Here is a 781-nt window from a genome sequence, read left to right as displayed (position 1 = left end):
GGGGCGCCGGGCCGAGGACGGCGGGTGCGGGGGGCCCGTCCGGTGCGGCGGGGTGGTCGTGGTCGTGCACGCGATCACGGTATCCCGGTCGGACGGGCCGGCAGACCGGCGCGCGCGCGTACCGTGGTGGCCCGTGAGCCGCCCGACGCCCGACCCCGACGTGGCCCCTGACGCCGCCCCGACGCCCGACCCCGCCCCGACCCCCGACGCCGACGGGGACGCGCCCGGCATGACGGTGGCCGACCTCGGCGAGGACGCCCTCCTGGCGCGGGTCTTCCCCCTCCTCGGCGCCGGCAGCGCCACGCTCGTGGGCCCCGGTGACGACGCCGCGGTCGTGGCGGCCCCGGACGGGCGCGTCGTCGTCTCGACGGACCTGCTCGTCGAGGGCCGTCACTTCCGGCGCGCGTGGTCGGGCGGGGAGGAGGTGGGCCGCCGCGCCGCGGTGCAGAACCTCGCCGACGTCGCGGCGATGGGCGCCCGGCCGACCGCGCTCGTCGTCGGGCTCGTCGTGCCGCCGGACGCGCCGGTGGACTGGGTCCTCGGTCTGGCGCGCGGGTTGGACGCCGTCTGCGCGCCCCTGGGGGTCGGGGTCGTCGGCGGCGACCTGTCGGGGGGGACGGAGCTGGTCGTCGCCGTGACGGTCCACGGCGACCTCGAGGGCCGGGCGCCCGTGCTGCGGTCCGGCGCGCGCCCCGGTGACGTCGTCGCGCACGCCGGGGTGCTGGGCCGGTCCGCGGCCGGGTTCGCGTGGCTGGACGCCGGCCGGGGGACCGGCGACCTG

At 80.8% G+C, this 781-nt stretch carries 1 protein-coding gene; it reads left to right on the top strand.

Annotated elements, in window-relative coordinates; genetic code table 11:
* Nucleotides 1-229: 229 nt before the first annotated feature.
* Nucleotides 230-781 (top strand): thiamine-phosphate kinase (locus N866_RS18115; RefSeq protein ID WP_034229319.1); only part of this gene is annotated, 552 nt, incomplete at its 3' end.

The sequence above is a fragment of the Actinotalea ferrariae CF5-4 genome (assembly GCF_000603945.1).
In the GTDB taxonomy this organism is placed as follows: Bacteria; Actinomycetota; Actinomycetes; order Actinomycetales; family Cellulomonadaceae; genus Actinotalea; species Actinotalea ferrariae.
The sequence above is the reverse complement of the archived record's forward strand: the minus strand, read 5'-3'. Positions and strand labels throughout refer to the sequence as shown.